Consider the following 23,714-nt stretch of genomic DNA (forward strand, 5'->3'; position numbering starts at 1 on the left):
CCGTAGCACGGAGTCTGCTATTGTTCAGTTCGTTTTCATTCCGTATATGGGTATTTGTTTACTCCTGATTTCGTTTGCCTGCCTTTTCGCGATCTTCTTCCTGTGTTCCTCCGAAACCGGAGCTTATACCAACCTACGCCGGGCATTCCTGTTATCGCTGATCACCAACGCGGGCATCGTATTCATTTACAATGAAATAGCTTCATTTTTTAACGCAATCAACACCACTTCTGCGTTGGTTTTCTGGATTACGGAAGCTGTGGGTGTGTCGGGATTAGTTTACTATTTGAACCGCTCGGGGAAAATAGATCTGAGCAGACTTGCCGTACTGAAAGGCGCATTCCGTCTCGCCGGATTTGGAAAGACCTATAAAATTGTGATTACCGCAGCGACGCTGCTATATATGCTTCCGTTGCTGTTCCTGGCCTTATATGCTGCGCCAAACAACTTTGACACGCATATGTACCATTTGAACCGGATCCTGATCTGGATTTACAATGGCAACCTGGATCACTTCCCCACCATGCATTTGCAGCAGTTGTATCTCAATGTATTTGCAGAATACCTGGTACTGGATACCGTGTTGCTATCCGGTTCCGATCAGTTTTCAGGCCTGATCCAGTTCAGCGCATTTATCGGTTCGGTCTGCGGAATTGGGCTGATCGCCAGGAAATTCGGGCTGGGCAAGGACGGGCAATTACTGGCGTCGATATGCTTCCTGACGTTACCCATCGCGGTTTTTGAAAGTACCAGCACGCAGGTTGACCTTTGCGGATGCTTTTTCTTCATCGCTTTCGTGTATTTTGGTTTTGAATTACTCGAAAAGAAATCGGCACTGGCGCTGGTAGCGATGATGCAGTCACTGGCATTCGGCGGTTTTTCAAAGTATACAATCCTGATATTCGCCATACCGTTTGCCGTCTATTTCGGTATACGCATCCTGGTCCAATACCGCTTCGCTTACGCCATGAAAGTGCTTGGAGTGGCGATTACCCTGCTCATCATCACATTTTCGCCCTTCTTTTACAGGAACTACTCCCTTTTCGGGCATGTGATGAGCCCATTGAGGGATACACGGTTCGCGTCGGAAGAGCTGCCAGCTAAGAAGCATTCGGTGCTATTCACGCTTTCCAGCGTTATCAAGAATGCCGGACTTAATATCGGGCTACCCAATACGAGTTTCAACCGTGCGCTGGATGGCAAGATCCGGGCTTTTCACGAATCCATCGGCGTCGGTATCGATGACCCCGATCTCAGCGTCGACCCGTTTTCAGTCAAATACTCTGTCCATGAGGATATGATCCCGAATACGATCCACTTCTGGCTGATCGTCGGTGCAGGCATTATGCTATTGTTCCTGCCTTTGAGCCGGGATATCAAATGGTTCTGGACTTGCTCGGCCCTTGGGTTTCTGCTGTTTTGTACATTAATGAAGTTCCAGCTCTGGAGCACACGTACGCAGATGCCGCTGTTCGCGATGGGCGCGGTCATGATCGCCTGCGTGTACTCGCTTAAATTCCGTTGGAAAGCTGTCTATCTGATCATTCCATTACTGGTTTCCTCCTTGCCGTTCGTTTATGGAAATCCTAGCAAGGAGCTTGTTTCGATCAGTTTTGTAACACGAAAAGCATTGGGCCATATTCCCGTCGCGATCTGCGAAAGCAGTGCCGAAACAGGGAAAGTTTACGAAAAATACCTGAGCGACTATTACGAATTCCCAGGCAAGGACAACTGCCATCCCTTGAAAAGATGGCCCGACTACGCCGAAAGGACAAAGGTATTTTCATTACTGGAAAAAGCAGGCTATTACGATCAGGACCGTACTTCCAATATTATCTCCATGAACCGCAACAGGGCCTATTTCCTGAGCAATCCCGACAACTACCTCAGCTTTAAAGAGCTCTTGCCGCACATCCCGACCGATCGTAATGTGGGTGTGATGTTCCGCAGAAACGTGGGTTATTACCATTTCTGGAGTGCGACGGATAACAACGTGCAACGCCCTGGCCGGATGGATTACATCCGCTACATGAAGGAGCTTTCGCCCTTGAAAAACGCACAGAAAAAGTTCTGCTACGAATACGTTCTTTCCGATGATCCGACGCTGATCGACTCATTTATTCCGCGGGGCAACATCGCCCGCATTTATTCGAGCGAGCTGCTGCATTTGGTGGAACTTAAAAAGACCAGTTGCGAGAAATATCCGTTCTGATCCCGACCTAATTGAACACAATGGCCCATGCTACTCAGCCGCTGACAATACGGGTAATTTCACAAATAGTGCTGGCGATGAGCGCTTTTGCCGCCAATTCGTTATTGTGCAGGGTCGCGCTTACCCAAACCGCCACAGATCCGGCGAGCTTCACCATTATTCGCATGCTGGCCGGAGCGGTCACACTAAGTCTCATTGTACTCTTACGCGAACGCAAGCCCGGCAACAACGGAAGCTGGCCAGGTGCGCTCAGCCTTCTCGTCTACGCGGCTGCATTCTCCTTTGCCTATGTGAAGCTATCCGCCGGAACCGGGGCTTTGCTCTTATTCGGCTCGGTACAGGCGACCATGGTCCTTACCGGTCTGTATCAAGGTGAACATTTACGGATCATCCAGTGGATTGGCCTGCTAGCCGCCTTTTGTGGCCTGGTTGTTCTGGTTGCGCCTGGAATTCACGCACCCGACCCGTACAGTGCGGCGCTCATGGTAATTGCCGGGATGGCATGGGGTTCTTACTCGCTTCTTGGAAGAAAACAGAGCGACCCGCTAAAAGCGACGGCCGGGAACTTTCTGAAAGCGGCCCCGTTTTCATTGCTGCTGCTTCCTTTTGCGGACTCCGTTGATTCACAGGGCATCATTTTCGCGGTTCTGTCCGGGGGTGTTTCCTCAGGTGTGGGATATGCGATCTGGTACAGCATTTTACCCTCGCTCAAAGCCGCTCCGGCAGCATCGGTGCAGCTAACCGTCCCCATTATCGCCTCCACGGCAGCCATTTTTATATTGGGTGAGCACCTTACTTTCAGCCTCGTGATTGCATCCATTGCCATTTTAGGTGGCATTGCGCTGGTAATTTCGGGAAGAAACCGTCATTGAATGACCGCATTCATGCCTACTGCGGTGAAAATGAACGGATTTCAGCCCCACAAATTTTTTCTGTTAAATTTTTTGTTTTACCTTTGCGCTAATCTATAAAAGAAAATTATGAACAAAGGAACAGTTAAGTTTTTCAATGAAACCAAAGGTTTTGGTTTCATCGCTCCAGAACACGGTGGAGCTGACATTTTTGTACACGTGTCGGGATTGAAAGACGATGTCCGTGAAAATGACAGCGTATCTTACGAAGTTGAAGAAGGCAGAAAAGGGTTGAACGCGGTGAACGTAACCATTATCTGATCAGATATAAACGAAAAGTGAGCAAAATCCTCCTGAACAGGGAGGATTTTTTGTTTTTATACCAATACAAAACCTACTCGTTTCGCAGGCTTTTCACAGGATTCGCCAACGCGGCTTTAACACTCTGGAAGCCGACGGTAGCCAGGGCAATGGCCACAGCTAAAAAACCCGCCAGCGCGAAGACCCACCACTCAATATCGGTCCGGTAAGCAAAGCCCTGCAACCAACGGTCCATGGCATACCACGCAATGGGCGACGCGATCAGAATGGAAACCAGGACTGGTTTTAGAAAATCTCTGGCCAGCAAAGTTGTAATGCCGGCTACGGAAGCACCCATCACTTTGCGCACACCGATCTCTTTGGTACGCTGTTCAGCCGCGAAAACGCTAAGCCCGAAAAGGCCTAAGCAGGCAATCAGGACAGCTACGGTGGCGAAACATGTGAACAACTGCCCGATACGCTGTTCGGTGCGGTATAGCGCATCGAACTCATCGCTCAAAAACGTGTATTCAAAAGGCCTGCCGGGTGCTGTTTTCTTCCATATTGTCTCCATCGATTGCAGGGTGGAGCCAATGTCAGCCATATTCAACCGAAACGAGACGGCCTCCAGTGACATTTTTTCAACACTGCTGCTTCCCAGCATTTTTCCATTGATCACCAGCGCCACCGGCTCAATCGTCGCTCTCAGCGATTCATAATGGAAGTCCTGCACCACGCCGATGATCGTCAGCTGCTCTCCACCCGACTTGTGAATCGTTTTACCGATCGGCTGTGCGTACCCCAGGCGTTTGGCGGCGCTTTCGTTGATAACGACGCCGGTACTATCGGCGATCCGGGCTCGCTCAAAATTTCGCCCCTGCACCAGTCTCAGTTCAAGCGTCGGAATGTAGTCCGGATCGACCTTCCATTCCTGCATATTGACCGATTGCTTCTGATCAGTTGTTCCGGCCGGATACCACATATCGTTCCAACGATTGGACGCCACGGGCAGAAAGCCACTCACCGAACCCATTTTTACCGCCGAATTCCGCAGTACTTCCTGCTTGAAGGTAAAAATGTCCGATTCTGTCGTTTCACTCGTTTTGACGACAACCACCTGGTCTTTGGTAAATCCTATCTTTTTCGTTTGAATATAATGGAGCTGCTGATGAATAAGCAGTGTACCGATGATCAGTAACACAGACAGCGAAAATTGGAATACCACCAAAAAACCACGAAGGTTATAGCTCCCCGGAGCTAGCCATAACTTACTTTTCAGCACCTCGATAGGCTGGAAAGAAGACAAAAGGAAGGCCGGATAAAGCCCCGCCAATACACCCACCAAAACGATTCCCGAAACGAAGTAGCCAATGGACAGCGTATCGGCAACTTGGCTAATAGATAACGACTTGGCCGCCAGACTGTTAAAATCAGGCAATAGCAGGTATACCAATCCGATCCCGACCACCGACGCGAGCGCCGTAAACAATAGGGATTCGGCGAGAAACTGACCTATCAGATCCGCCCGGGTCGAGCCCATCACTTTACGGACGCCCACTTCCCGCGCCCGTTTGGCCGAGCGGGCTGTCGATAGATTGATAAAATTAAAGACGGCGATCAGCAAGATAAAGAAAGCGATGCCCAGGAAAAGGTAAATGTACTCGATGCTGTTGTTGGGTAACAACTCCCCCTCGCGGTCGGAATGAAGGTGAATATCCAACAATGGCATCAGCGAATAGCTGAAATTGTTCCCTGCTTTGCGGGTTTCAGCCAGGGATGTTTGAAAAAACCGCCGCAGCGCCGGATCCATGTAGGTTTGAAGCACCCGCTCGAATTTGGCCTCTACCGATTGGGGATCGGTTCCGGGCCGGAGCAACAGATAGGTATTAAAAACGTGGTTTCCCCATTTGTTAACCTTCGCTTCCGCGGTTTCATGCAGCGGCAGCAGAAAATCGGCCTGGAAGTGCGACTGAGCTGGAATATCAGCGATAACAGCGGTCACGCGCCTTACCTGGTCGGTGTCGAAAATGAGCGTGCGGTCGAGCGCATTCGAAGCACCAAAATATTTTTTGGCCATTCGCTGGGTAATCACCACCGAATTGGGTTCGGCCAGTGCTTTCTTAGGGTTTCCGGCAATAACCGGCAGGGTAAATACATCGAAAACAGTCGAGTCGGCATAGAGTACCCGCTGCTCCCGGATGGCGGACTTGCTACCCTTTACCAAATGGCTCCCATATTTCCCCAAACGGGTCGTTTCTTCTATCTCCGGAAAGTCCCGTTTAAGCGTCTGCCCCATTGGAGTAGGTGCAACGGCAACTTTGGCTTCTTTCTGGGAATACGTGATATCGCCGTTTATTCGATAAATCCGGTCGGATTTCTGATTAAAGCGGTCGTAGCGCAGCTCATCCATCACATAAAGAATACTGAGCAGGCTGACAGCCAGCCCAAGCGCGAGGCCAAAAATGGTTATAGCCGAATAGACCTTACTTTGCGTCAGGTTCCGGTAAGCGATTTTGATATATTTCTGGTGCATGGTTGAGTAGGTGGTACAAATACCTCGCCAAACTTCAATAACCGGCCGGGATTCCTTGAAATGGGCTATTTTACACACGCAACCGCTGTGCATTTGTCCATTTGCGGACAAGCGCAGTACAGAAGTGGACAAGGCAGCAAAAAGTTTTTTTACTGGAACAAAAAGAAAAGATTGATTCCGACATTTTGGAACAAGTTGCTGCTATACTTAAAATTCCGGCTGAGGCGATTCGAAATTTTGATGAGGAGAAGGCCATGAATATCATCTCCAATACATTTCAAAGCGGATCCTTTGTTGCAAATTCAGTCGAGACCTATCATAATAACCCAATTGACAAACTCATTCAGCTTCACGAGGAGAAAATTGCATTGTACGAGAGGATGTTGAAGGAAAAGGATGAAATGATGCTGCGGTTGGAGCGGTTGATTGAGAAGAGGTAGATGCTGTGTAGTAGAGCTATAAAACATAGCTATTTCGACCCGCTCTTAGCAAACCAAGATCATTTTTTGTAAATTTGTGTACACGAAAACGTACACCATGAGAATTATATCAGCTAGGGAATTTCGGGGGAAGCAGAAGGATTATCTGGATCTGGCCGAGAAGGAACGGGTGATCATTCACCGGGGAAAGAACAAAAAATCAGTTTTACTCACGCCCATTGATGAAAATACTGAAACCGATGTCTTTTTCTCAGACCCGCAAATTCTGAATGCCATTAAGGAAGGTATTGAGGACGTTAAGGCTGGAAGAGTGACTTCCATCCGCGATCTCAAAAACATATGGGCAGATATTCTCTAAGTGTTTCGGAAAAAGCCAGAAAGGACCTTTCTTTTTTACATAAAACCGGTGGAAAAGTGCTCATCAAGCGAATTGATCGTATTTTCGAAGAGCTAAGTGAAAATCCTTACACGGGAATTGGCAAACCAGAACAGCTAAAAAGCAATCTTTCCGGCTTGTGGTCACGAAGAATTGACAAGAAGCATCGACTTGTGTATCAGATCATCGAGCAGACTGTAACCGTATTCATAATCGCGGCAAAAGGGCATTACGAAGATAAGTGACATTATCGCGCGCTGGCATCTGCCTCACAAATTCTGCCGCTTCAACTCCCCCACAGCATAATCAGCGGCTCTTGCCGTCATAGCCATGTAAGTAATGGATGGGTTCACGCAGGAGGAAGATACCATCGCCGCACCGTCGGTGACGAACACATTTTTGCAGGCGTGCACCTGATTGAATTTGTTCAGCACTGAGCTTTTCGGGTCTTTGCCCATGCGGGCCGTGCCCATATCGTGAATGCCCAGGCCTGGATGCGTGTCTTGCCGGTTGAACCCGGTAACGTTTTTAAAACCTGCGATTTCCAGCATTTCCACCGCCGAAGCCATCATATCTTTTCGCATGGCCAGTTCATTTTCGCCAAAAGCGGCGTCGAAAACGATCATTGGAATGCCCCATTTGTCTTTCTTGTCCTTGTCCAAAAACATGCGGTTCGATGGATCGGGCAGGATTTCTCCGAAGCCGCCGAATCCCATTGTCCACGTGCCGGGGCGTGTCATATCTTCTTTGAAATTGGCGCCGAAACCATTCATCGTGATGCCCCGTTTCCAGTCGGTTTTACTCGCACCTCCCTGGTAGCCGTAGCCCCGCAGGAAGTCCTTCTTATCGGCTCCCCAGTTCCTGAAACGCGGTATATACAACGCATTGGGCCTTTGACCAAAAATATAATCGTTTTCAAACCCTTCGACCGTCGCATTCGCGCCTACGCCCAGGTGATGGTCCATAATGTTCCTGCCAACCTGATCGCTATCGTTGCCAAGGCCGGTAGGAAAGCGATTGGATTTCGAGTTGAGTAAAAGCGCCGCCGAGTTCATGGAACCGGCATTCAGAAATACGATTTTTGCAAAAAACTCCTCCACGGCCATCGTGTTCTGGTTAATCACACGAACCCCTTTGGCCTTCTTCGTCTTTTCGTCGTAAATGATCTCGCTGGCAATGGTATCGTGCAGGACTGTCAGCTTGTTCGTTTTCCTCGCTGCCGGTATCGAGCCGGATAATGAGCTATAATAAGCGCCATACGGGCATCCGCGGGCACATTTGCTGCGGTACTGGCACGACGCCCGACCGAGATCCGTATGCAAGGGCTGCGGCTTTGTCAGATTCGCGACGCGCCCGATCGTCACCGGCCGGTTCAGCTTTTTCATCATCGTATCCCTGAAATAAGCCTCGGGAGCGCTCATAGGCATCGCCGGCAGGTAATGGCCATCCGGCAAAACCTCCCAGCCTTCCGCCTGGCCGCTGATACCGACAAATTTTTCGACATGCGTATACCAGGGTTCGAGGTCTTCATACCGGATCGGCCAGTCTATCGCGATGCCTTCTTTCGCATTCGCTTCAAAATCCTTTTTGTTCATCCGGTACGACTGTCGGCCCCAATGCATGGACTTCCCGCCCGTGTGATAAGCCCTGATCCAGTCGAAAGGACGTTTTTCTATATACGGATTCTTTTTGTCGTCCGTAAAAAACGGACCGGTTTCTTCATTCGCCAATGTTCCGAAACGGTTATTGGCCCAAAATTCCTCCGCCGAATGGATCGACACCCTTCCTCTGTGCTCGAACTCCCATGGGCCTTTCATCGCCGTGTCGTAGTCTTCGATGTGCTTCACTTCGCGGCCTCGCTCGATCATCAGCACCTGCAAGCCTTTTTCAGTCAATTCTTTTGCCGCCATACCGCCCGTCATGCCCGAACCGACCACGATTGCGTCGAACGTATGTGCTTTATCTGATTTCAAATTTAAGTTCATGGTGATGGACGACTAGTAGGCGAAAGATTTCTGATTAGGCTTCATTTTGATCATTTCCAGCTTTCCCGGAATGGGTACGTATTCGAAGGACGATTTTATTCCTTCTTCGGACGTAAAATACCCCAGCATTGTCAGCTCCTTTATCAGGCGCCAGAACGGCAATCCCTTTGCCTGGGCCGCCATTTGTTCACGGTCTTCGTTATCACCCATTTTTGTCTGCTGCACCTGATATACCTTCATTTCTTCGGCGGAATCAATTTCGACCTGCGTCAACACGGCCGTTTTTTGCTCCGCATTCAAGTTCAGAAATTGCTTCGTTTCCAAATTATTCAGCCCGGCTACAAAACTCTTGTGCTCCGGCGTTTTATAACAATCCTGTAACATCATCACGATGAACGCCGGAACGCCCACATCCTTCGCGCCGGGGGTTGTCGTCTTTGGAATGATCATTTCAGCGACTTCCCCTACGATCAGTTTCTGGTTGTCGGTCAAGCCGAACTCCGCCGGAAAACTTTCTGACGGCACGCGGCTTTCCCAACGGTTCATAGCCAGCAACGTCGGGGCAGACAAAGCTCCTCCAAGCATGGCCGCAACATGTGTAATAGCAGTTCTTCTGTTCATGGATTCACTGGGCTGATATGGCGAGACGATTAAGCATATACAAATAAAGGTCAACAGGACGAGCTAAAAAGCCTCATTCTATTGACCTTTACCCAAAGTCGGCGGATTTATATAAATTGCCTTTTCAACGAAAAGCGCATTGTATGCCACATACTACCTCCAACCCGAAGATCCACGAAGGCCGCAACCTTAAACGTTTCCGCGAGATGCTTGGAATCAAGCAAGATTTCCTCGCTTTCGAGCTCGGTAGCGACTGGAACCAACAAAAAATCTCCCTATTAGAACAGAGAGAAAGGATTGATTCCGACATATTGGAACAAGTATCGGCGATACTCAAAATTCCGGCTGAGGCTATCCGGAATTTTGATGAAGAACAGGCAATCAACATAATATCAAATAATACTTTTGACAATTGTGCTCAGCCAGCTTCGGTTTTCTATAACTCCACAGTCCATCCAATTGAGAAGATTGTCCAGCTTCATGAGGAAAAGATTGCTTTGTACGAACGTATGTTAAAGGAGAAAGATGAGATGATGGAGCGGCTGGAAAGGTTGATAACCAGCCGCTAAATGGCGATGCAGCTTTATTTCACCACCTCACTCACCAAAATAACAGGACTTACATTGGTGTAATTTTGAAAATCGGCGCGAATGGCATCTCTATTCGGTGCGATGGCCGCCTGATAGTCGCTCAGGCTCTTTACATAGAATGTGCCGATCGCCATAAAAGGCAGCGGCTGATTTGGAATTCCACTGGCAACCCCTTTCTCGATGGTGTATTTAATCAGGTTTGATCCTAAAAACTTTGCTACCATAGGCATGTGCTTGCTTTCATAGTACTCCATATTAAAGGTTTTACCTTCGGCATAAGGGTACATGACGGACACTTTTGTTACGCCTTTATCCACAGCAGCGACGTCCTGTTTTTCCTGAGCGAACACGGCGCAGCAAGTCGTTAGAAAGAAAAACGACAGCATTAGATTTAATTTCATAATCACTTCATTTAGCTAATAAATTGTTCATTTTGAGTTAATTGAGCAAATATTGAAATATTGTCTATATTCGCAAAACGTTATTTTTCGATGAAATCAATCGAAAAAACCGATTTAGCGAAATGGAATTACGACAGCTCAAATACTTTCTGAAAGCCAAAGAGTTATTGAATTTTACAGAAGCTGCAATGGCTTTGAACATCAGCCAGAGTACGTTATCACAGCAAATCAAGCAGTTGGAAGAGGAATTGAGTGTTCCCTTGTTCAACCGCATTGGGAAGAGAATTAAACTCACCGAAGCTGGCGAGCTGTTCAGCGAATATGCTTTGCAGAGTATAAACAGAGCCAATGAGGGGCTGCTGCTTTTGCGCGATTTAAAAAATTTAAATACAGGCAAAATTGCTATTGGTGTAATTTACTCGATGCGAATTCTATTTGCCAAAATATTGATAGAATTTGCAAGCCAGTATCCTAACATCAAAATTCAGGTTGTATTTGGCACCACAAAAGATCTTCTCGAAAGGCTCAATTTGCATCATTTCGACTTCATTTTGACCTTCCACGAAGAACTCCGGGAACCGCATCTCAAATATCAGACGCTTTTAAAAGCGAATATGGTGCTGGTAACTGCCAAAAATTCTTCGTTGGCACAAAAGACCAATATATCACTCAACGAAGTGGCCGGGCTGCCATTGGCCCTGCCTTTCAGCGGCAGCAATAGTATTCAGTTTTTTGAGGAGTCATTTGGCCAAAAAAACTTGGTCCCGAATGTTTGCATGGAAATAAATGACATTCCTACGCTATTCGAAATTGTAAAAACGGGTCATTGGCACACGATACTAAGCGAGACCAGCGTAAACGACCCCGATGTGGTGGGAATCCCTATCGATGGAAAACACATGCGGCGAACCATTATGATTATTTCCCTCAGGGAAGCTTATGAAAAGAAAGCCGTGACAAAATTCTATGAGATGCTGGCAAAGATTTGAAAAAGCATTGAGCCGGCATGCGGCTCAATGCTTTACTTCGTTAATAACCCTGGTTTTGAATCAAACTTTTGTTCCTGTCGACTTCCGATTGTGGAAATGGGAGCACGTTGTTCTTCTCTCCAAAAGATAATGTCACACCGGCGGGGTTTTTAACCATCGCCAGTTTTTCTGCCATAATTCCCCAGCGTTTAAGGTCAAAATAGCGATGTCCTTCCATTGCTAGTTCAATTCGCCTTTCGTGACGAATAAAATCCCTTAAAAGGCTTTTTGAATTGTACTTCGCCTGATCCACAGGCGGCAGGTTAACGCCGGTCCGTGTCCGTACTTTATTGATTGCGTCGTATACGGTTGCATCAGGCCCGGAAGCCTCGTTCTTTGCTTCGGCATAAGCGAGCAATACCTCAGCATATCGCATATGGACGATGTTCATATCCGTAAGCGGGGTTTTGGACCTGTCCCATGGTAGTTTGGATGTATCCATGTACTTCTTCATGGTAAAACCTGTCAGAACCGGATCAGTTGTTACAAAAGTAGAGCCGTCTGGATTTACATATTTGTCCCCCGGCACCAGGATGGTCATTTTTAACCTCGGGTCCCGTTTTTCATATGGATTCGAAGGATCATAACCTGATGTGGCGTCCGTGATCATTTTTCCACTGGTCGTTTCGTACTCATCTACGAGGTTTTTGTAAGGCTGATTACCTCCGTACCAGCCGATTTCAACCAGCACGCCTTCGCCTCCCTGCGGATTGTTTGGCGCCAGGTATTTGGTAGAGAAAATGATTTCCGGATTGCCTTGCTGCGTCGCTTGTAAAAACAAATTTGCGTAGCCGCCCTGATAGATGGAGAATGTATTGGAGCTAATGATGTCGCCTGTCAAAGCCGCGGCTTCTGCCCAGTTTTGCTGATACAATGCAACCCGCGCTTTGAGCATTTGCGCACTCGCCTTCACGGCATGTCCGGCATATGCAGTTGCCGGCAGTTTTGAGATGGCATAGTCAAGGTCTTCCACCACAAATGCAAGAACTTCGGTCTTGGGACTTTTGGCGACCTTGGCATCTTCTGCTGTTTTTGGTGCTGTTTTGTAAAGAACTACATCTCCGAAAAACTGCACCAGCTCAAAATAAAACAAGGCCCGGAGAAAACGGACTTCGGCTGTGTAAACATCCGCTGTTGCCTGAGGTAATGCGGTTACGCTTCCGACATTTTCAAGAAAATAGTTACACGCCGCAATGCCTGCATAAGGATCGTTATACAGGATCGAGGGTACATTGGAAGGATTGGTAATCCCTATCGTCAGGTTTTGAAAACCGATCTGGTTATGCCGGTCATATGCATTGTCCGAATAACCGTCCAGCTGAGTCCTTCGGTGACCGAAAAGACTGCTCTGCAATCTACGGTAAACGCCAACCAGAGCCATATCTACATCCGCGGGCGTTTTCCAGAATGTTGGGCCTGAAATGGCGTGCATTGGATTTCTGTCTAAAAAGCTGTCGTCACAAGAGCTTGTCCCTCCAAGCAACAAAGCTGACAACAACGCGGTAGAAATAAATTTATATCTGAGGTTCATTTTCTTAATATTTAGTGTTTTACACAAACCGATTCCGTCAGAACTTAATACTTAAGCCGGCAGTGAATATTTTAAGTTGGGGAAACTGAGCAAATCTGCCCGAACCCGCACGTTCAGGATCGTTTCCTTCATAGTTTGTCCAGGTAATCATGTTGTCCCCCGAGAGGTAAACTGTTAGCCCTTTAGACTTTATTTTACTTAGAATCTTCTCATTGAATGCATAAGACAGGTACAAGTTCTTCAAACGCAGATAGGAAGCATCCTGAATAAAGTAAGTCGACGTGTATCCTGATACACCGGCGTAACCTGTAAGATAGGTGGCAGGGACCGTGTTGCTGGGATTGGTAGGTGACCACGCATTCAGGAACCTCGTAGGAGGTGCAGATCCTTGCTGAAAAGGCTCGTAGCCCCAGCCGTTCACCTGCGTATTGATTCCCTGGACACCTTGAAAAAACGCTGTCAGGTTGAAGCCTTTCCAGCCCGCATTCACGCTAAATGAATAATTGTATTTAGGAAAGCGGCTGATCCGGATCCGGTCTTCGGGCCCGACGGTGCCGTTACCATCTACGTCCCTGATCTTGAGATCGCCCGGTTTGAGCGTGCCTGATGAGGGTTGTTTGGGCGAATTGTCTATCTCTGCCTGACTTTGGAAAACGCCGATCCAGTCGTAAACGAAAAAGTTGTTGTAAGGCTGTCCGATTTCGATCGTGCCCAATGTAGGAGCAAGCAGTTTGGTAACCTTATTGTTATACTTGTGATACAGCACGCTTACGCCGTAGTTGAAGTCCCCTAAGTTTTTCCGATGCCTCAATTCCACTTCGATTCCCGTATTTTGCATTCCGCCGGCATTGACAATGGGCGCCGACAACCCGACGCTGCTCGGCAAATCGGCACGGGTTGAAAGGATATCCGTTGTATTTCTTTTATACCAATCAATCGTAGCGCCGAATAGTCCCCTGAAAATATCGACATCGAGTCCGAAGTCCAGCATGGATGTTTTCTCCCATTTCAAATCCGAAGTTACCAGGCGCGTCAACTGTGCTCCGGAGCTCAGGTTCGTGAAGGGATAGGATGTCAGACTCAGAATGTCCTGATAGGGATAGTTTCCGGAAAGGTTCAGCCGGTCGGCCACCCCTACGTTGATTTCCTGATTCCCCAACACACCATACGAAGCCCGAAGCTTTACATTATCGACCCACGACAAAGTGTTTTTAATAAAACCTTCCTCGGAAATCCGCCATGCCGCCGAGCCGCCACCAAACGTACCCCACCGCGAACTAACCCTTGAAGTACCATCCCGGCGAATGTTCCCTTCAACAAAATATTTGCCCTTGAAATCGTAGTTTACCCGCCCGAAGAAGGATCGGAGTGCCCATTCGGATGCGGTACCTCCGGTCGACTGATTATTTGCTCCGCTGCCGTCCAGTACCATAATGGTTGTGTTTGGAAAGTCAAATCTGTTACCGGACAGCCGCTCCGAGAGGTTTTCCTGCTGTTCAAAGCCAGCCAGCAGCCCGAGCGTATGATTCACCCCAAATTGTTTGGCATAGTTCAGCGTGCTGAAAAAAGTCTTCGTGATACTTCTGTCTTCCCGCTGCTGAAGTCCAAAAAACGTCGGGTTGCCATTAGCCACCTGAACGTATTTGCCCGAAGCATCGGGCTGGTAGGCAAAGGAAGGCGAGCCGAACTGACGGTTTTTAAGCTGGTCGTTATAAAATGTCATCCCTGCTTTATTCAGCCATTTCAGGCCTTTCAAAATCTCGACCTCCACAAAAGCCTGCGCATTGACATTGTAGGTCTTTGTAAACTGCCCCCCCGTTGCATACACTTCTTCGACACTCCTGTTGCCTGCCCCGTTTCCAGCAAAATCCCTGTTGGTTACTCTTCCGCTCCCATCAGGCAAAAAAGGTGCAAAAGTCGGCGCAGAGGCGTAGGCTAGCAGGAGCAAATCGTCGTTGACCAGCCAGGGTGCCTTGGCGTTTTGGTAGGAAAGGTTCAGGTTCGTACCCACACGCACCTTTTTGTGTACCTGCGAAGACAAGTCGATCAGACCATTGTACCGGTTGTACAGGTACCCTTTTGTGATACTTTCCTGATCGAGATAATTGAATGAAATGTTGTACAACGTCTTTTCATTTCCCCCGCTGAAACCGAGGTGATGGTTCTGGATGGGGCCTTTGCCAAGTACATAATCCAGCCAGTTGAAATTAGGATATTGGCTGCTGTTGGGATTGTTCCTGTACAGGTCGATCTGCTCCTGCGTGTAGATGGGCGCCTGACCGCTTCTGGCCCTGGCAGAATTGTACATTTCCATATACTGCACTGAATTTGTGATCAGCTCTGGCCTCCTGGTCGCCTGGCTGAGCCCGAAGCTTCCGGTGTATTCGATTTCAGCAGAACCCGCCCGTCCCTTTTTTGTCGTGATCAGAATCACCCCGTTTGCTGCGCGGGCACCGTAAATGGATGCCGAGGCAGCGTCCTTCAAAACTGTCACACTCTCGATGTCTTGTGGCGAAAGATTCTTGATCGTCCCGATAATTCCGTCAACCAGGATCAACGGCGCATTGGATGCCCCGAACGAACCAAACCCTCTCAGCTGATAGGCCGCATCGTCACGCCCGGGTTCACCGGTAGATTGGATCACATCGAGACCGGACACCCGGCCTTGTAGAAGATTCTGCACGTTAGGAACAGGTCGTTCTGTCAACTCCTTGCCTGTTACGGTGGTCACAGAACCCGAAAGATTAGCTTTGGTTCTGGTTCCATAACCTACGACAACCACTTCGGAAAGCGACGATTCTTCCGATTTCAGGTTTACATTAACGGTTGTTTGGGTACCTACCGGCACTTCCTGTTTGATGTAGCCGATATAGCTGAAAACCAAAATGACGTCATCCTTGGCCGGCACAGTATACTTGCCGTCTGCATCGGTGATCGTGCCGGTGGTGGTGCCTTTCAACTGGACACTTGCACCAGGTAATGGTGCACCGCCATTGTCAAATACCGTTCCTGAAACCTGCCGGGTTTGAGCAAATGCTACCTGCGAAGAAATGATCAAAACCGCTGCGAACACTTTTGCGAAGTTGCGTATCGCGTGTTTTGAAAGAGCTGCTTTCATGGAATTGACGTAAGCTCGGCCAGCCTGTTTCCAGGCCGGCAAACAACTTTGATTCGTCCATCCGCCGGGATTGTAGAGTTGATTCATAGGGCACAAAAAGTTTATTTAATAGACATTCGACCAATACAATTATTTAGCAATCGGGAAAAGACGTAATTTCTGCCTTAAAGCTTGCCATCAAAACTCTTCCTAACCCTTCAAATGATTTGGGACGTTGAATTAAGAAAAACAGACAACATAATATCATATGCCAAGATCACCCATACAAGTACGAAATCGGATTTATCAACTATTTGGTTATCAAGCCAAATAATAACAAAAGTCCACTTACACCTTAATTTCAACACTACCCCAAGCACCTTTACTAATAATTATAAGGCAAATAAACACCGGATTAATCCAATATGTTGATTTTTGGTTGATATCTTATAGTACTATATTTGCGTCAAGTTAAACTTTTTCGCGAAGCCCGATTTTTCCATCTGTCAGATCTTGCCCACTCGTCAGAAGGGTTTGTAGCCAAGAAAACTTCCCGTACAGCCAGCCCAACGGCTCACAACTGCCAGCACTCCCCCGATAAACAATGCATATCCTGGCCATAAATTTTATTCCGATGGTGTATATACGCGTCTACTCGTCTCATAAATCGCCTTTTTGGTTTTGTCGATGCGAGGGATACTGTAACTTACACTCCGTCACTCGTAAGTTATTGGAGCACTTCCAGGCAGATTTACATAAATTGACCCTCAAAAAAATCGCTTTATAACCAAGCTAGCTCATGCATTTCATCAACAGCACATTCTTACTACGGTTTGCGGTCATAGTGATCCTGCTGGCGCATAGCGTACCCGGAATGTTTGATCACGGCATCAACGATTTTGGAAACCTTTATCTGAATCAGGTTGGATTCGCACCGGTCGGTGTGCCCATCGCCTGGGCCATAAAACTATCTCATGTATTGTGCGCAATTTGCCTGCTGTTCCAAAAATATGTCAGGTGGGTAAGCAGTGTTACCATATTAATCCTGCTTGCGGGTATAATAATGGTACATTTCAAAGAAGGCTGGTTTGTAGTCGGCGGCGGGCGCAATGGTGTTGAGTTCAATTTCCTGCTCATATTCGTATTGCTGACGATCATGTTTCCTGCCGGGTTAAATAAATACAGCGGCAAGGGATGATCCTTGTCATATCCGTAATACGGTGCCTGTCCATTCAGAGGCAATCGAATAAAAAAGCGCCAATCGCCTTAGCTGTTGCCACGTAGCGATTGTTCCCTTCTGATTTTTGGCAGGCTTTAAATAGAAAAGCAGGCCGAATGTTCTCTCCAACATAACACAAGCGTTTAAAAGTGGTTAAATATCGAATTACCACGCTTGCCAATCAAGATGTTTACGGCGTGAACATCTTGTCTATCAATTTGTTATGACGTTTCCAGTGAGTCTTTTTCTCAAAGTGAGTGAACTACACGAAAGATTCACTATTTTTTATACATATAGTACAACAGTATATTTGTTATGTATAATTTTTTGGCGAAAATTGAGTGGTTTGAGGAAGGATTTTCGGTGAGTTTTCGGGTTGTTTTGGGTGTTCAAAGTTTGGGAAATGTCTGTTGTTTTTGGTGGTGGTAACTGCGATGTTGCTAGGCGAAGTTACAAAGTTTTCCAGCCTTTAAAAGCTATCAGCCTGTACTAGAATTTGGACACTTTTGTTCGAAAGTGCCCTTTCCCAAAATGCTCAGTCCTCTCGCCTTCATTATCCGTTTCGATGGATTTGAATTCTATTTTTCCAAAAAGACTATCTCCAACAACATACTTGGGTTTATCCAATGCCAGTTTTTGGTATACGATCTTGTGTGTCGGCTTTACCTCCCACGGAATAATGTTGTCTGTTGCAAAGTATGCTTCCGTGTAGAATGTTTTGTCTTTGTAGTTGATTATAAAGCCATGTCCACCGAAACCGTTGCCGATTCCGATGTTAATCGATAAAGTATCGGTGTTCCAGAAATAGGCTCTGCAATTATTGTACTTTGCATGTTGGTTGTCACTGAGGTCAATTCGTTTGCCAGAGAAGTACGAAACATTGCTTGTCCTCCTTGCGAGCGGATCTCGATTTTCTAGTGCTGAAAATATCTCGTTTTCCTTGTCAAGTTGCTTGTAAACCGAGTCTTTTGAGAGATGGGCATCGATGATGGCGTCGTCCCATTGATCGGTTGTTTGCTGATTTGAACAGTTGAACAATAATGATATCATCGCCGGTAGAAGGAGGATAATACTCGCAAGTTTGGTCATTAATTGGCAGCTCATAGCTTAGTGTAGCGGAGGTAAATGAAAATCAAAAGCGAATATATATAATTTAATTATATATAAGAAAATTTACTTCCCGATTTCTCTTTACAGCTCTGTCTACTTGAGACCTTTGATCGACTTTATGATAATAGATAGGGTTTTCGACTTGGGAGCATCACCCAGCCATGTCTCCATGACTTTTGTATCGAGCTCTTGTAAGTCATCTTCGTCAATTCTTAAATTTTCGATGAGATATTCAGTAGCGGACTTCGAGCTATTTAGCTTTACGCCTATTGTAGTCACTACTTTATCAAATAGCGCTTTCTCCGGCGAAGCAATAAGAATATATTGCTCATCTCCAAGTTTAAGGTTTCGAATCCCGAAGCTGTAATAGGGCAATGGCAGCCGCGCGAAGATAAATGCACCTATCGAGGTGGTTAACCGCTCGGCGTGTTTTGTAGTCGCTGAGGCCACTTCATATACTCGCTCAGGAATTAACCCGTAAAAGGATAGGGCGCTGTCAATTGAGACATAGCTCGGGCCGAATAGGTGGTTTGCGAGCAGGAATGGCTCCGGGCGGAATGGCGACAGCTTTTTAGTAGGTATATAGAGGCCATCCCTCACAATTTCAAGAAGCCCGGCAGAAGCAGCTCATTGATTTTATGATTGGGCTCCTTGTGATCTTTGAGAAGCGATGCCAGCAGCTGCCGGGTAAGCGGTTGATTAGAGTGGCTTCTGATGCTTTGAAGGAGATTCATGACAGACGTTATATTATAGGTCTTTTAGCTCACTAGCAATCTTATGATCTCGTCAAGGGATTTCGACTCAGTCCAAAGGTTCATGGTGGAAGACTTAAATGTTAAAAGCAATATAGTGCTTAGTGAAATTTTAACCGCTTGCCAGCCACCCGAAATTATCCTCCGGGATTGCGCGACTACTCGCGAGTCATAAATAATGTTGATTATTTTCAACATTATTTATATTTTTGTTTGTAATAATCAACATTATGCAGACTAAAAAACAAGTTGTGCTCCCCAGATTTCAGAAAATTCTGGAACAATTGGGCGAAAACATCAAGTTAGCCCGCAAGCGGCGGAAACTCACCACTATTCAAGTATCTGAGCATGCAGGAATCGACCGCACCACACTTTATCACATCGAAAAAGGCAACCCTAGCGTATCGATAGGGGCGTATTTTAATGTTTTGAGGGTTCTAAATCTGCACGAAGATTTCCTTAAACTGGCCGCGGATGACGAGCTTGGAAGAAAGTTGCAGGATTTGAAGTTGCTTGGTAAACCGAGCGAATAGACTTCAATGGTAAGTATCTTCTGACGCTTGATCGCATGACAGGTGGCAATCTATCGCTAAAAGCGTTACTTGTGCTTGTCACGACCCAATAAATCTATCACAACAGGATTTAATAGAAATATCACAACCATATTTAATATATTTACAACAACGCGGTTTAATAGATTTGATACATCAAGATTCAATAGATTAACATCCGCTTGATTTGATAGATTGATATGGCAACACCACGCGAAAGATTTGTAGAGGCCCTTCAGTTTTTGCACGATTTGCAGCAAAAAGGGATTGTCGGCATTCATACAGATGATATACCAAGCCGAAAGCACCGGGAGATACTGTCCAAAAATGGATTTATTAGGGAAGTAACAAAAGGTTGGTACATCGCTACTAATCCAGAGGAAAAGGATGGCGAAACCACAGCCTGGTATAGCTCCTATTGGGATTTTGTTGCGGTATTTCTCGAACGCAGGTATGGTAATAACTGGTCTCTTTCTGCCGAGCAGTCACTATTGCTTCATGCAGGCAACCAGGCAGTTCCACAGCAGTTGCTTGTGCGATCTCCGCAGGGGAATAACAACCCTACGCCGCTGGCGCACAAAACCTCGCTATTCAACATGCGGGGCGAACTGCCACAGGTGGATCAGCTTGCGATAGCTGCAACCGGAATACGCATGTATACGCTGCAAGCGGCATTAATATATAGCTCTGCAACTATCTATACGCGTAACGCTACTGATGCACGTACAGCGCTCTCGTTGGTAAGGGATGCCTCAGAATTGCTGCCTATACTTTTGGAAAACGGGCACACCACGTTAGCAGGACGACTGGCAGGGGCTTTCAGGAATATCGGCAGAGATAGAATAGCGGACCAGATTGTTGATACTTTTAAGCAGGCGGATTATGACATCCGCGAAGCAGATCCATTTGACAGCAAATTAGATCTGACATTGTCCGCTCGTGAACGCTCACCATACGCTAATCGTATACGTCTGATGTGGATGCAGATGCGTCAGCCTGTAATCGCAAACTTTCCGGCTTCGCCCGGAATTCCTGATGACCACGACGCGTTTCTGAAAACCATAGACGATATCTACATTACGGATGCCTATCATTCGCTTTCCATTGAACGTTACCGGGTAACGCCCGAACTGATTGCCAAAGTAAGTTCGGGAGAGTGGGATGCTAACGAAAATGAAGAAGATCGTAAACAACGCGATGCAATGGCTGCCAGAGGATACTACCAGGCTTTTCAGTCTGTAACTGAAAGTATCAAAGCCATACTTCGAGGTGAAAATGCAGGAACGCTCGCAGATAAAGACCACTCGAAATGGTACAGGCAAATGTTTGATCCAAGTGTAACAGCGGGTATCCTGAAGGCCGCAGATCTTGCCGGATATAGGAACCATCAGGTTTATATCGGCAATTCCAAACACGTTCCGCTCAACGTTGATGCCATGAGAGACGCTATGCCCATATTGTTCGAGCTTCTGCAAGAAGAGTCCGAAGCATCGGTAAGGGCGGTATTGGGACATTTCATATTTGTGTTCATTCACCCTTATATGGATGGCAATGGACGTATGGGGCGCTTTCTGATGAATGCAATGCTGGCTTCGGGGGGATATCCATGGACGGTAATACCTGTGGAAAGTCGCGACGAATATATGGAGTCATTGGAAAAAGCCAGTGTGGAACAGGACATTGAACCTTTTGCTGCTTTTCTGGGCCGTCTGGTCAACGAGGGAATGCGGGGTAGAGCTGTTGCGACACTACCCGGTACCGGAAATCTAGCAACCGGGAGGGGGTCGTAAACCTGGAAGCAAAGAATGCGGAGCTGCTGCTCATAACGCTGGAAAAGACAGAAGCAAATTACTCTCCGACCACATTGTATAACGATTACGCAGTTAGTGAAAAAATATTTCACTGGCAGTCTCAGAACACGGCCCGACCTAAAACTGGCAAGGGGCTGTCATATATAAAGCAAAAGCAAACTGGGGAATCGATCCTTCTATTTGTGTGCGCGAGAAAAACAATGATGAATTCAATAATACAATTGCCTATGTCTTCCTGGGCCTGGCGGATTATATCGAGCATTATGGAGTGAAGCCGATGAGTGTCAATTGGGCATTGCGCGAGTCAGCTCCGCATTATATTTGGAGGGAAATGGCGAAGATGGCGGTTGGGTAGTTAAAAGTGCGGACTCAAAATCGAAAGAATACAATAAATTAAAAATGAAAACAATTGTAAAATGAAAACAGATTATTTAAAATTTACCTTACTATTATTTGCGTTAACTTCTTGCTCTAATGGCTTGACGAAGATATCTTCTGGGAAGAAAATAGATGATAGACTTGTAGGAGTTTGGGCGGGATCGGAACAAGACCAGCAAATTGAAGGAGCTCAAAAAATATGGAAAATGACAAGAAATGATGATGGCACCTTCTTACTTAATTTTAAGACAATCATTAAGGGCGAATCTGATGAATTTACTGAGAAGGGAAACTGGTGGGTAAAAAATGGCAAATTTTATGAATTTCATGATAATTCGGGTGAAACAGATATTTACAAATATGAGGTACTGGATAATAATCGTATAAAGTTTATATCAAAACAGATCAATATTGAAATGAATACCGAAAGTTATCAATTCATTGACACAAGAAAATGATGAGATAAGACATGAAGAAAGCAGCTCATTTTGATTGTCCGTTGGATCAGTTAGCATTTTAGGATCCTAGTTTCTTGATCCCGAATTAACATGAAACTCTTTTTTTTAACTCAACTTATTTTCACCTCAACGCAATTGCCCATCTCGCTCAAAGCAAGAAAGTGACGGGGTTCACCCCTTGGCTCCAAATCCATGAGGCGGTTTAAGGAGCGGCGCCTAGCCGCGGTAAATAGCCGACGGATTTGCAGTCGTCACTTTTTGCTTTGTAGCTTTCGTTGCGCTGTGGTGCAAACGGGGCTATTATTTTTACTTGCTACTTTTCAATCTTCCGGAAAGCCAAGGTTTCAGCCCCTTCGTAACCTGCGGCATCACGACCCAGGTAAGCAACCCAACCATACATCCGGCCACAATCAAAGTCCTTAATGCAGGATGAAACCCTTGAATGAACGGCCCAAGAACATAAGTCAGGAACAGGCTGGTCGGATATACACCGCACAGTGTTGCCACTGCCATTTTCCACCTAGGGGGAGGAACGGGTGAGCGAAACCATGCTTCCAGTCCGGAAAGCTCCCGATAGACTGGATCTTCGGTCAATGTCGATGCATAGGCTTCCCAGTCTTTGAAAAGCTTTGAATTATAAAAGGCATCACGCTCAGCCTCGTTGGCGAAAGTCCTTAGTATTCCTATTTCTCGGCTATCGCTGCCCGGTAAAGCAGTCATCATTGCCGCCATGAACGCCGCCGTGCAGAAAAGAATCTCCCAAAAAATGTCGCAACGCTTCTTTGAACTCTTCTTCTTTCCCAGGAAGTGCTTTACGGGTAATAGCTACGTGAATGGGCATAAAAGTGTTATCACATTTTGGTAGGAATAAGCGTAAATATACGAAATGCGGGTTTTCTAGTCACCGATCCCAAAAACAAGTGAACATCAAAATCCCATCGAAAGCCCTTTCTGTTTCTTACGCCTTAGCTTCTTCAACTCATGCGGCGTGTACTCGCCATCCTTGACAGGAGACAACAAAGAATCAAGAGACTTATCATCAGGTCAATTTGTAACTGCCTAAGCTGAGTCGGTTTTCCTTCGAACCAAAACCACGAAACAAGAACTTCTTAAGTTGCTGAAACTGTTGCTCATGGCCATTCCAGCTCTTGCGTCTCGCTGGCGGACTTCAAGTTAGGATAGTTGATCAGCTGCCAGCTAATGAAGTTGAGAAGGTCGCGGGCAACGCGGTGCGGGGCGATGCTTCTCAGGTACTTACGCCTGCCGTTGTAGTAGATAATCAGGGTAGTAATGGGCGAATCGGCGCCTTTGACGTTGCTGAACCGGAGTGCACGAAGCTGGGCGTTCTGAAGCTGGGAGATTAGTTTTTTATAAGTGTCCTCGTCAACGTATCCGGCCTATCAAGTGCATATTTTTTAGCAGCGGCCGCCTGATTACTTTTGGCAAAAACATAACGCATTATGGATCAGT

Annotated in this window: 23 protein-coding genes; 13 read left to right on the forward strand and 10 right to left on the reverse strand. The window is 46.7% G+C overall.

Annotation, left to right across the window (positions count from 1 at the left end; translation table 11 throughout):
- Positions 1 to 46 precede the first annotated feature (46 nt).
- The 3 genes from IEY24_RS19580 to IEY24_RS19590 all read left to right on the forward strand — a co-directional run bounded on the left by IEY24_RS19580 (position 47) and on the right by IEY24_RS19590 (position 3,384).
- Positions 47 to 2,212, forward strand: coding sequence for an ArnT family glycosyltransferase (locus IEY24_RS19580; RefSeq protein ID WP_188935104.1), 2,166 nt, complete (start codon positions 47 to 49; stop codon positions 2,210 to 2,212).
- A 20-nt stretch (positions 2,213 to 2,232) separates the two neighbouring features.
- Positions 2,233 to 3,084, forward strand: a complete 852-nt coding sequence (locus IEY24_RS19585) for a DMT family transporter (RefSeq protein ID WP_188935106.1) — start codon at positions 2,233 to 2,235, stop codon at positions 3,082 to 3,084.
- A 108-nt stretch (positions 3,085 to 3,192) separates the two neighbouring features.
- Entirely contained in the window at positions 3,193 to 3,384 is a 192-nt protein-coding gene (locus tag IEY24_RS19590) for a cold-shock protein (protein ID WP_188935108.1), read from the forward strand.
- Between the two features lie 73 nt (positions 3,385 to 3,457).
- On the opposite strand, the gene IEY24_RS19595 is transcribed toward IEY24_RS19590, so the two are convergent.
- Positions 3,458 to 5,896: an ABC transporter permease gene (locus IEY24_RS19595; protein WP_188935110.1), complete on the reverse strand. Its 2,439-nt coding sequence runs from the start codon at positions 5,894 to 5,896 to the stop codon at positions 3,458 to 3,460.
- Positions 5,897 to 5,997: 101 nt separating this feature from the next.
- Here IEY24_RS19595 and IEY24_RS19600 point away from each other — a divergent pair, with 101 nt between their 5' ends.
- From IEY24_RS19600 to IEY24_RS19610, 3 genes are all read left to right on the forward strand, one after another.
- The gene (locus IEY24_RS19600) at positions 5,998 to 6,336 is read left to right on the forward strand and encodes an XRE family transcriptional regulator (protein WP_229222657.1); all 339 of its coding nucleotides are present in this window, start codon (positions 5,998 to 6,000) and stop codon (positions 6,334 to 6,336) included.
- A 97-nt stretch (positions 6,337 to 6,433) separates the two neighbouring features.
- Complete coding sequence (locus IEY24_RS19605) at positions 6,434 to 6,694, forward strand: hypothetical protein (RefSeq protein ID WP_188935112.1); 261 nt, start codon at positions 6,434 to 6,436, stop codon at positions 6,692 to 6,694.
- Positions 6,676 to 6,957, forward strand: coding sequence for a Txe/YoeB family addiction module toxin (locus IEY24_RS19610; RefSeq protein WP_188935114.1), 282 nt, complete (start codon positions 6,676 to 6,678; stop codon positions 6,955 to 6,957). Before IEY24_RS19605 ends, IEY24_RS19610 begins: the two co-directional genes overlap by 19 nt.
- 24 nt (positions 6,958 to 6,981) lie before the next feature.
- Here the strand turns inward: IEY24_RS19610 and IEY24_RS19615 are convergent, their stop codons facing one another.
- Complete coding sequence (locus IEY24_RS19615) at positions 6,982 to 8,697, reverse strand: GMC oxidoreductase (RefSeq protein WP_188935116.1); 1,716 nt, start codon at positions 8,695 to 8,697, stop codon at positions 6,982 to 6,984.
- Positions 8,698 to 8,709: 12 nt separating this feature from the next.
- Positions 8,710 to 9,318: a gluconate 2-dehydrogenase subunit 3 family protein gene (locus tag IEY24_RS19620; RefSeq protein WP_188935117.1), complete on the reverse strand. Its 609-nt coding sequence runs from the start codon at positions 9,316 to 9,318 to the stop codon at positions 8,710 to 8,712.
- Positions 9,319 to 9,461: 143 nt separating this feature from the next.
- On the opposite strand from IEY24_RS19620, the gene IEY24_RS19625 reads away from it, so the two are divergent.
- Positions 9,462 to 9,887, forward strand: a complete 426-nt coding sequence (locus tag IEY24_RS19625) for a helix-turn-helix domain-containing protein (RefSeq protein WP_188935119.1) — start codon at positions 9,462 to 9,464, stop codon at positions 9,885 to 9,887.
- Between the two features lie 14 nt (positions 9,888 to 9,901).
- Here the strand turns inward: IEY24_RS19625 and IEY24_RS19630 are convergent, their stop codons facing one another.
- Entirely contained in the window at positions 9,902 to 10,309 is a 408-nt protein-coding gene (locus tag IEY24_RS19630) for an EthD family reductase (RefSeq protein WP_188935121.1), read from the reverse strand.
- A 122-nt stretch (positions 10,310 to 10,431) separates the two neighbouring features.
- On the opposite strand from IEY24_RS19630, the gene IEY24_RS19635 reads away from it, so the two are divergent.
- Entirely contained in the window at positions 10,432 to 11,298 is an 867-nt protein-coding gene (locus tag IEY24_RS19635; RefSeq protein ID WP_188935123.1) for a LysR family transcriptional regulator, read from the forward strand.
- Positions 11,299 to 11,338: 40 nt separating this feature from the next.
- Here the strand turns inward: IEY24_RS19635 and IEY24_RS19640 are convergent, their stop codons facing one another.
- Positions 11,339 to 12,868 carry a RagB/SusD family nutrient uptake outer membrane protein gene (locus IEY24_RS19640; RefSeq protein ID WP_188935125.1) on the reverse strand — a complete coding sequence of 510 codons (1,530 nt, stop codon included), beginning with the start codon at positions 12,866 to 12,868 and terminating at the stop codon, positions 11,339 to 11,341.
- 37 nt (positions 12,869 to 12,905) lie between these two features.
- Complete coding sequence (locus IEY24_RS19645) at positions 12,906 to 16,073, reverse strand: SusC/RagA family TonB-linked outer membrane protein (RefSeq protein WP_229222678.1); 3,168 nt, start codon at positions 16,071 to 16,073, stop codon at positions 12,906 to 12,908.
- Between the two features lie 691 nt (positions 16,074 to 16,764).
- Between IEY24_RS19645 and IEY24_RS19650 the strand changes: the two genes are divergently transcribed.
- On the forward strand, positions 16,765 to 17,163 hold the full coding sequence (locus IEY24_RS19650; protein WP_229222680.1) for a DoxX family protein: 399 nt from the start codon (positions 16,765 to 16,767) through the stop codon (positions 17,161 to 17,163).
- 510 nt (positions 17,164 to 17,673) lie between these two features.
- Here the strand turns inward: IEY24_RS19650 and IEY24_RS19655 are convergent.
- Together IEY24_RS19655 and IEY24_RS19660 are read right to left on the reverse strand one after the other, a co-directional pair.
- On the reverse strand, positions 17,674 to 18,288 hold the full coding sequence (locus tag IEY24_RS19655) for a hypothetical protein (RefSeq protein WP_188935127.1): 615 nt from the start codon (positions 18,286 to 18,288) through the stop codon (positions 17,674 to 17,676).
- Between the two features lie 99 nt (positions 18,289 to 18,387).
- Positions 18,388 to 18,894, reverse strand: a complete 507-nt coding sequence (locus tag IEY24_RS19660) for a type IV toxin-antitoxin system AbiEi family antitoxin domain-containing protein (RefSeq protein ID WP_229222682.1) — start codon at positions 18,892 to 18,894, stop codon at positions 18,388 to 18,390.
- Between the two features lie 382 nt (positions 18,895 to 19,276).
- On the opposite strand from IEY24_RS19660, the gene IEY24_RS19665 reads away from it, so the two are divergent.
- The 4 genes from IEY24_RS19665 (at position 19,277) to IEY24_RS19680 (ending at position 22,244) form a co-directional block, all read left to right on the forward strand.
- Positions 19,277 to 19,579 (forward strand): helix-turn-helix domain-containing protein, encoded by a 303-nt coding sequence (locus IEY24_RS19665; RefSeq protein WP_188935129.1) that lies wholly within the window; start codon positions 19,277 to 19,279, stop codon positions 19,577 to 19,579.
- A gap of 218 nt (positions 19,580 to 19,797) precedes the next feature.
- Positions 19,798 to 21,387 carry a Fic family protein gene (locus tag IEY24_RS19670; RefSeq protein ID WP_188935131.1) on the forward strand — a complete coding sequence of 530 codons (1,590 nt, stop codon included), beginning with the start codon at positions 19,798 to 19,800 and terminating at the stop codon, positions 21,385 to 21,387.
- A 2-nt stretch (positions 21,388 to 21,389) separates the two neighbouring features.
- Positions 21,390 to 21,680, forward strand: coding sequence for a DUF3427 domain-containing protein (locus IEY24_RS33125; protein WP_188935271.1), 291 nt, complete (start codon positions 21,390 to 21,392; stop codon positions 21,678 to 21,680).
- A 144-nt stretch (positions 21,681 to 21,824) separates the two neighbouring features.
- The gene (locus IEY24_RS19680; protein ID WP_188935133.1) at positions 21,825 to 22,244 is read left to right on the forward strand and encodes a lipocalin family protein; all 420 of its coding nucleotides are present in this window, start codon (positions 21,825 to 21,827) and stop codon (positions 22,242 to 22,244) included.
- A 306-nt stretch (positions 22,245 to 22,550) separates the two neighbouring features.
- On the opposite strand, the gene IEY24_RS19685 is transcribed toward IEY24_RS19680, so the two are convergent.
- A complete protein-coding gene (locus tag IEY24_RS19685; RefSeq protein WP_229222684.1) occupies positions 22,551 to 22,967 on the reverse strand; it encodes a putative antibiotic biosynthesis monooxygenase in 417 nt (138 codons plus the stop codon).
- A complete protein-coding gene (locus IEY24_RS32805) occupies positions 22,939 to 23,085 on the reverse strand; it encodes a putative antibiotic biosynthesis monooxygenase (RefSeq protein WP_229222686.1) in 147 nt (48 codons plus the stop codon). Before IEY24_RS32805 ends, IEY24_RS19685 begins: the two co-directional genes overlap by 29 nt.
- Between the last annotated feature and the right edge of the window lie 629 nt (positions 23,086 to 23,714).

Source organism: Dyadobacter endophyticus, from assembly GCF_014641595.1.
Classification (GTDB): domain Bacteria; phylum Bacteroidota; class Bacteroidia; order Cytophagales; family Spirosomataceae; genus Dyadobacter; species Dyadobacter endophyticus.